The 7,322-nt window shown below is 67.7% G+C and carries 8 protein-coding genes; all 8 read left to right on the forward strand.

Annotated elements, in window-relative coordinates; all coding sequences use genetic code 11:
• Nucleotides 1-40 precede the first annotated feature (40 nt).
• The 8 genes from ACE3QW_RS14720 (at nt 41) to hybE (ending at nt 7,246) form a co-directional block, all read left to right on the forward strand.
• Nucleotides 41-1,147 (forward strand): hydrogenase small subunit, encoded by a 1,107-nt coding sequence (locus tag ACE3QW_RS14720; protein WP_374252130.1) that lies wholly within the window; start codon nt 41-43, stop codon nt 1,145-1,147.
• Complete coding sequence (locus tag ACE3QW_RS14725; RefSeq protein ID WP_029556065.1) at nt 1,144-2,958, forward strand: nickel-dependent hydrogenase large subunit; 1,815 nt, start codon at nt 1,144-1,146, stop codon at nt 2,956-2,958. The genes ACE3QW_RS14720 and ACE3QW_RS14725 overlap by 4 nt, the downstream gene beginning before the upstream one ends.
• Nucleotides 2,959-2,968: 10 nt before the next feature.
• The gene (gene cybH / locus ACE3QW_RS14730; protein ID WP_374252132.1) at nt 2,969-3,721 is read left to right on the forward strand and encodes a Ni/Fe-hydrogenase, b-type cytochrome subunit; all 753 of its coding nucleotides are present in this window, start codon (nt 2,969-2,971) and stop codon (nt 3,719-3,721) included.
• A 405-nt stretch (nt 3,722-4,126) separates the two neighbouring features.
• A complete protein-coding gene (locus ACE3QW_RS14735; RefSeq protein ID WP_374252133.1) occupies nt 4,127-4,753 on the forward strand; it encodes a HyaD/HybD family hydrogenase maturation endopeptidase in 627 nt (208 codons plus the stop codon).
• Between the two features lie 2 nt (nt 4,754-4,755).
• Complete coding sequence (locus ACE3QW_RS14740) at nt 4,756-5,088, forward strand: HypC/HybG/HupF family hydrogenase formation chaperone (RefSeq protein WP_374252135.1); 333 nt, start codon at nt 4,756-4,758, stop codon at nt 5,086-5,088.
• The gene (locus tag ACE3QW_RS14745; protein ID WP_374252137.1) at nt 5,088-5,492 is read left to right on the forward strand and encodes a hydrogenase; all 405 of its coding nucleotides are present in this window, start codon (nt 5,088-5,090) and stop codon (nt 5,490-5,492) included. Before ACE3QW_RS14740 ends, ACE3QW_RS14745 begins: the two co-directional genes overlap by 1 nt.
• Before the next feature lie 12 nt (nt 5,493-5,504).
• Nucleotides 5,505-6,356 carry a hydrogenase expression/formation protein gene (locus ACE3QW_RS14750; RefSeq protein WP_374252139.1) on the forward strand — a complete coding sequence of 284 codons (852 nt, stop codon included), beginning with the start codon at nt 5,505-5,507 and terminating at the stop codon, nt 6,354-6,356.
• A gap of 8 nt (nt 6,357-6,364) precedes the next feature.
• Entirely contained in the window at nt 6,365-7,246 is an 882-nt protein-coding gene (hybE, locus tag ACE3QW_RS14755; protein ID WP_374252141.1) for a [NiFe]-hydrogenase assembly chaperone HybE, read from the forward strand.
• Nucleotides 7,247-7,322: the final 76 nt, after the last annotated feature.

The raw sequence follows: 7,322 nt of genomic DNA on the forward strand, positions 1-7,322 counted from the left end.
GCCGGCGGGGAGGACAAGTCAGCCAAGGGGGGACGCCTTTATGGCCCTCGAGACGTTCTATGAGGTCATGCGGCGGCAGGGCATCACCCGCCGTTCGTTCCTGAAATACTGCTCGCTCACGGCGGCGGCCCTCGGCCTCGGGCCGGAGTTCGCGCCGCAGATCGCGCAAGCCATGGAGACCAAGCCGCGCACCCCGGTGCTGTGGCTGCATGGGCTGGAATGCACCTGCTGCTCGGAGAGCTTCATCCGCTCGGCGCATCCTCTGGTGAAGGATGTGGTGCTGTCGATGATCTCGCTCGACTATGACGACACCCTCATGGCCTCCGCCGGCCATCAGGCGGAAGCGATCCTCGACGAGGTGATGACCAAGTACAAGGGCAACTACATCCTCGCGGTGGAGGGCAACCCGCCGCTGAACGAGGATGGCATGTATTGCATCATCGGCGGCAAGCCCTTCGTGGACCAATTGAAGAAGGTGGCGAAGGACGCGAAGGCCATCATCTCCTGGGGCTCCTGCGCCTCCTATGGCTGCGTGCAGGCCGCGCGCCCCAACCCCACCCGCGCCACGCCCGTGCACGAGGTGATCTTCGACAAGCCCATCATCAAGGTGCCGGGCTGCCCGCCCATCGCCGAGGTGATGACCGGCGTCATCACCTACATGCTCACCTTCGACCAGCTCCCCGCGCTGGACCGGCAGGGCCGGCCGCTGATGTTCTATTCCCAGCGCATCCACGACAAATGCTATCGCCGGCCGCACTTCGACGCCGGCCAGTATGTGGAGAGCTTCGACGACGAGGGCGCGCGCAAGGGCTATTGCCTCTACAAGGTGGGCTGCAAGGGCCCGACCACCTACAACGCCTGCTCCACCGTGCGCTGGAACGATGGCGTCTCCTTCCCCATCCAGGCCGGCCACGGCTGCATCGGCTGCTCGGAAGACGGCTTCTGGGACAAGGGCTCGTGGTACGCGCGCCTCGCGGACCTCAAGAACTCCGGCTTCGGCATTGAGGCCAATGCCGACCAGGTGGGCCTCGTCGCCGCCGGCGCGGTGGGCGCAGGCGTCGCGGTCCATGCGGCGGTCAGCGCGCTGAAGCGCGCCCAGCACAAGAATACCGATGGTGCGCAGAAGACCGAGGGAGGCGAGAAGTGACCATCCAGACGCCGAACGGCTTTTCCCTCGACACTTCAGGCAAGCGCATCGTTGTCGATCCGGTCACCCGCATCGAAGGCCACATGCGCTGCGAAGTGAATGTGGATTCCAACAACATCATCCGCAACGCGGTCTCCACCGGCACCATGTGGCGCGGGCTGGAAGTCATCCTCAAGGGCCGCGACCCGCGCGACGCCTGGGCCTTCGTGGAACGCATCTGCGGCGTGTGCACCGGCTGCCACGCGCTCACCTCGGTGCGCGCGGTGGAGGATGCGCTCCAGATCAAGATCCCCAACAACGCCTTCCTGATCCGCGAGATCATGGCCAAGGTGCTGCAGTGGCACGACCACGTGGTCCACTTCTACCACCTGCACGCGCTGGACTGGGTGAACCCGGTGAATGCGCTCAAGGCGGACCCGAAGGCGACTTCGGTGCTGCAGCAGTCCATCTCCGCGCACTCCAAGTCCTCGCCCGGCTATTTCCGCGACGTGCAGAACCGGCTGAAGAAGTTCGTGGAGAGCGGCCAGCTCGGCATCTTCAAGAACGGCTATTGGGACAACCCGGCCTATCTGCTGCCGCCGGAAGCGGACCTGCTGGCGGTGACGCACTATCTGGAGGCGCTCGACTTCCAGAAGGAGATCGTGAAGGTCCACACCATCTTCGGCGGCAAGAACCCGCATCCGAACTATCTGGTGGGCGGCGTGCCCTGCGCCATCAACATGAACGGCGACATGGCCGCCGGCGCCCCGCTCAACATGGAGCGGCTGAACTTCGTGAAGCTGAAGCTTCAGGAAGCCTTCGAGTTCTCGCAGAACGTCTATGTGCCTGACGTGATCGCCATCGCCTCCTTCTATAAAGGCTGGCTCTATGGCGGCGGCCTCTCCGGCCAGAACGTCATGGACTATGGCGATTACGAAGCCATCCAGGGCCAGAAGAAGACCGACCGCCTGCCCGGCGGCGTCATCCTCAACGGCAACTGGAACGAGGTGCACCCCATCGACCCGCGCGACCCGGCGCAGGTGCAGGAATTCGTGGCGCACTCCTGGTACACCTACGGCGAGGGCAACAACGACAAGGGCCTGCACCCGTGGGACGGCGTCACCGACCCGCAGTACAAGCTCGGCCCCGCCGCCAAGGGCACCCGCACCGACATCCAGGAAATCGACGAGAACGCCAAGTATTCCTGGATCAAGGCGCCGCGCTGGAAGGGCAATGCGGTGGAGGTCGGCCCGCTGGCCCGCTACATCCTCGCCTATGCCCAGGGCGTCGATTACGTGAAGGGGCAGGTGGACGAGGCGCTCGGCACGTTCAACACGCTGGCCGGCACCAACCTCACCGCCAAGCAGGCGCTGCCGACCACCATCGGCCGCACCCTCGCCCGGGCGCTGGAGGCGCATTACTGCGCCAAGATGATGCTGGACGACTTCGACCACCTCATCGCCAACATCAAGGCCGGCGACACCTCCACCGCCAACATGGAGAAGTGGGACCCCGCCACCTGGCCCAAGGAGGCCAAGGGCGTCGGCACCGTCGCGGCGCCGCGCGGCGGTCTCGGCCACTGGATCAAGATCAAGGACGGGCGGATCGAGAACTACCAGTGCGTGGTGCCCACCACCTGGAACGGCGGGCCGCGCGATCCCAAGGGCAATATCGGCGCGTTCGAGGCCTCCCTCATGAACACACCCATGCAGCGCCCCGAGGAGCCGGTGGAGATCCTGCGCACCCTCCACTCCTTCGACCCGTGCCTCGCCTGCTCCACCCACGTCATGTCCGACGACGGGGCTGAGCTGGCGCGCGTCACCGTGCGCTGAGGAGGCCGCGATGACGGATACCTCCCTCTCCGGCGCCGCCCCTCCGGCGGCGCCCACGACCCCGGTCGCGCAGGCGATCGCCGGTGGAAAGAAGCTGACCACCGTCTATGTCTATGAGGCGCCGGTGCGCCTGTGGCACTGGGTGAACGCGCTGTCCATCCTGGTGCTGTGCGTCACCGGCTATCTCATCGGCTCGCCCTTCCCCACCCTCTCGGGCGAGCCGAGTTCCCATTACCTGATGGGCACCATCCGCTTCGTGCACTTTTCGGCGGGCTATATCCTCGCCGTGGGGTTCATCGGGCGGATCATCTGGGCCTTCTTCGGCAACAAGTACTCGCGGGAGCTGTTCACCTTTCCCTTCTGGCGGAAGAGCTTCTGGAGGGGCTTCTTCACCGAGGTGCAGTGGTATGCCTTCCTGAAGCCGCGCCCGCTGAAGTTCGTGGGGCACAATCCGCTGGCGCAGGTGTTCCTGTTCTTCGTGATGGTGCTGGGCCTCGCCTTCATGATCCTCACCGGCTTCGCCCTCTATTCCGAGGGCACGGGGCTCGGCTCCTGGCAGGCGAATCTGTTCGGCTGGGTCATCCCGCTGCTGGGCGGCTCCATGCAGGTGCACACGCTGCATCACCTCGGCATGTGGGTGATCATCGTGTTCATCATCATCCACGTCTATTCGGTGATCCGCGAGGACATCATGTCCCGCCAGTCCATGGTCTCCGCCATCACCAACGGCCACCGCACCTTCCGGGACGACGATCCGGACTGAGCGGCAGCCTCTGCGGGGGCAGAGGGCGGGAGTGGACGACAGAGGGCGCGGCTTCGGCTGCGCCCTTTTTTCTTTGGCGGAATGCCCGGCGCGCGCATGGTGCGGCGCATTCCACTTCGCGCTGCACCTGCTAACGATCGTCGCAGGCGGTCACGCGCCCGGACCGGCGAAAACCGATCCCGGATGGCGGAATATGGAAATTGAAATTCCATTTTTGAGCCAGATCGATCACACTCCTTTCAATATCAGTCGGCAACCCCGCCCCTCCCTCTCTGCCCACTGTTGATCCGAATCAACCGGTTGGCCGGCTTCCAGCCGGGTTGGCACGGTCCTTGATTTAGACGAACTCGAAATCAGACGGCGGCAGACCGTCGTGGGAGGCCATCGCAGGGAGGGCGGCGTCGCATGGACGGCGAACGGATTTGCGCGCGCATTCTGGTGCTCGGCATCGGCAACATCTTGTGGGCCGACGAAGGCTTCGGCGTGCGGGTTCTGGAAACCCTGGATCGCGCCTACACTTTCCCTGATCCGGTGACGCTGCTCGATGGCGGCACGCAGGGCCTCTACCTCCTGCCCTATCTCGAAGAAGCCGAAGGCGTCGTCATCGTGGACGCGGTGGACTTCGGCTCCCCGCCCGGCACCCTCCACATCCGCGCCGACGCCGACGTGCCCGCCGTGCTCGCCGCCCGCAAGGTGAGCCTGCACCAGACCGGCTTCCAGGAAATCCTCGGCCTGCTCGCTCTGCGCGGCCACACGCCGGGCCGCATCGTGCTGGTGGGCGTGCAGCCGGAAGTGCTGGACGATTACGGCGGCGGCCTCACCCAGACCGTCGCCGCGCAGATCGAGCCCGCCGCGCGCAAGGTGCTCGCCATTCTCAAGGACGAGTTCGGCATCGTGCCGGAGCCCCGCGCGGGGGAAGGTTCTCTCGTCACCGCCGCCGTCGCCCGCGATCCCTACGAGACCGAGCGCCCCAGCGCCGAGGAGGCCTGCCGCATCGGCGATGCCCGCGTGCTCGTGCGAGGAGACGCCTAGCCATGTGCCTCGGCCTGCCCATGCGCATCGAACGCCTCGAAGGCCCCTACGCGCTCTGCGCGGCCGACGGGCGGGAGGAGCGGGTCGATCTCTCCCTCGTGCCCGAGGCCGGCGTGGGCGATCACGTCCTCGTCTTCCAGGGCGCCGCCCGCCGCCGGCTGGAGGCGGAGGAAGCTCGCCTCATCACCGAAGCGCTCTCCGGCGTCGCCGCCATCATGGCCGGGGAGGCCGACACCGCCCTCATCGACCGCGCCTTCGCCGATCTCGTGGACCGCGAGCCGGTCCTGCCGCCCCATCTCGCCGCGGCCTATGCCGCCGGCCGAAAGGAAGCCTGATGCCCCCGGTCGCCGCCCCCGATCTCCACCCCCTCGTCCGCCGCCTCAGCGAGGCCGGCGCCTGGCCCGCCGTCGAGACGCTGGAGGATGCCGCCCATCTCGATGCGCGCGACCATCTCCTGTTCCTGCCCTCCCACGGCAAGGCGCATCTGGAGAGCCCTGATATCGCCGTGGTGCTGCCCGAACTGGTGAAGGCGCTGGGCGGGTCTGAGGCCATCGGCATCGCCATCGCCGGCCCCAAGGCGGAGACCGCCCTGCGGGAAACCATGAGCCTCGCGCTGCCGGCCATCGTGGTGCTGCGCGCCGGCCAGCCGGTGGGCGCCATCGCCCGCATGCGCGACTGGGACGAATACCTCGACAAGCTCCGCGTGCTGCTCGCCGCCCCCTCCGCCGCCACCCACTGAAGGCTGCCCCAAATGTCTTCGTCCCCCTTCGCCACACAGCCCCCCGTCGGCTTCGGCCCCGGCAGCCAGTCCACCGAGGACGAGGGCCTCGCCTATCTCCAGATGCCCTCCGGCATGCGCACCTTCGAGGCGCACCTCATCGAGGTGGAGGACAAGGACCGCTACGCCCCCGCCTTCACCGTGCTGGAAGAGGTGATCGCCGCGCTGGAAGGCTGGCAACCGGGCGAGAGCCGCATCATCGACCTCGCCCATCTCGACGCCGCCAACCTCGCTCTGGTGGACGAGGCCATGGGCGAAGGCGAGGTGGCGGTGAAGGTGGAAGGCCGGGGCGATGTCCGCCCCATGGAAATCCAGGAAGCGACCTTCGCCGGCGTCTGGCGCCTGCGCGGCGCGGCGGGCAGCGACCGCATCGAGATCGGCGCCTTCCCGCGTGGCGCCGTGGTGCGGGCGTTCGGAGCCGGCGCCGGCATCGACCTTTCCGGCCTCGACGCGCCGGCACCGGGCATCTTCAACGCCCCGGCCCTGCTGGTGGAGATCGACGACCGCGCCCGCACCCGCCAGCCCGGCGATGGCGCCCACGTCATCAATCTCTCGCTGCTGCCGCACACGCCGGAAGACCTCGCCATGCTGGACGCGCGCCTCGGCCCCGGCGCGACCACCGTGCTCTCGCGCGGCTACGGCAATTGCCGCATCGACGCGACGGGCACGCGGCACGTCTGGCGGGTGCGCTTCTACAATTCGCAGGACATGCTCATCCTCGACACCATCGAGGTAAGCGAGGTACCGGAAGTCGCCTGCGCCGCCCGCGAGGACATCGCCGATTCCGCCGAGCGCCTCATCGAGGTGCTGGCGGCCATGAGATGAGGCGAGACATGTCCCAGCACAGCTTCTTCGACGGCTCCTATCTCGGCGATCGCGCGCGGCTTGCCCCCACCGCGCGGCTGGAATGCAAGGTCTGCTGGCACGTCTACGACCCCGCCGAAGGGTGCGAGGCGTGGCAGATTCCCCCCGGCACGCCGTTCAACGCGCTGCCCGATCACTGGCGCTGCCCCGTGTGCGACGGCGCCCGCGACGCCTTCATGGTGCTCGATGGCGGCACGCCCGATCTTCCGGCCGTGATGCGCCCAGCGTTGGTCGATCCGGCGCTGGAGCGACAATTGGCCGAGGCGCCCGGCCTGTTCGAGGCGGTGTTCCGCGAGATCCATGCGGCGAAGATGAAGGGCGTGCCCTTCGTCAACGGCTCGCTCGGGGTGAAGGCGGTGGGCTTCCGCATCCATGGCGGACGGGTGATGGGCGTACTGGTGACGCCCTGGTTCATGAACATCGTGCTCCTGCCCAACGCCACCGACGACTGGTCGCAGCTTCGGACCGGCGAGAAGGAGCTGATCGACTTTCCCTCCGGCACCTACGAATTCCTCGCCGCCAACCGGCCCGAGACCGGCCCCTACAAGGCCTGCTCGCTGTTCTCCCCCATGTTCGATTTCTCCTCCATGCTGCAGGCGGTGGAGACGGCCGAGGCGGTGATGCCCGGCCTGCTCGATGCCGGCAATCGGGAGGACGGCACCCGCACCGGCGAAATCCGCCGCCGGGCGGAGGCGGAAGAGGCGTCCCGCCTCGCGGCCGAGGCGGCGGCGCTCGCCCCCGAAGCCGAAACGTCCGCGCCCCGCCGCGAGGCGCCGGTGGAACTCTCCCGCCGCTCGCTCCTCCTCGGCCCGCGCGCCGATGCGGAAGACCTCAGGGACGGCGCGGCATGAACGGCTCCCGCGCGCTCCGCAGCCTCACCCTCACGCCGGACGGGCGCGCGGGCGGCTGGCGCGTGGCGCGGGAGGA

The sequence above is a fragment of the Xanthobacter sp. genome (assembly GCF_041911315.1).
In the GTDB taxonomy this organism is placed as follows: Bacteria; Pseudomonadota; Alphaproteobacteria; order Rhizobiales; family Xanthobacteraceae; genus Xanthobacter; species Xanthobacter aminoxidans.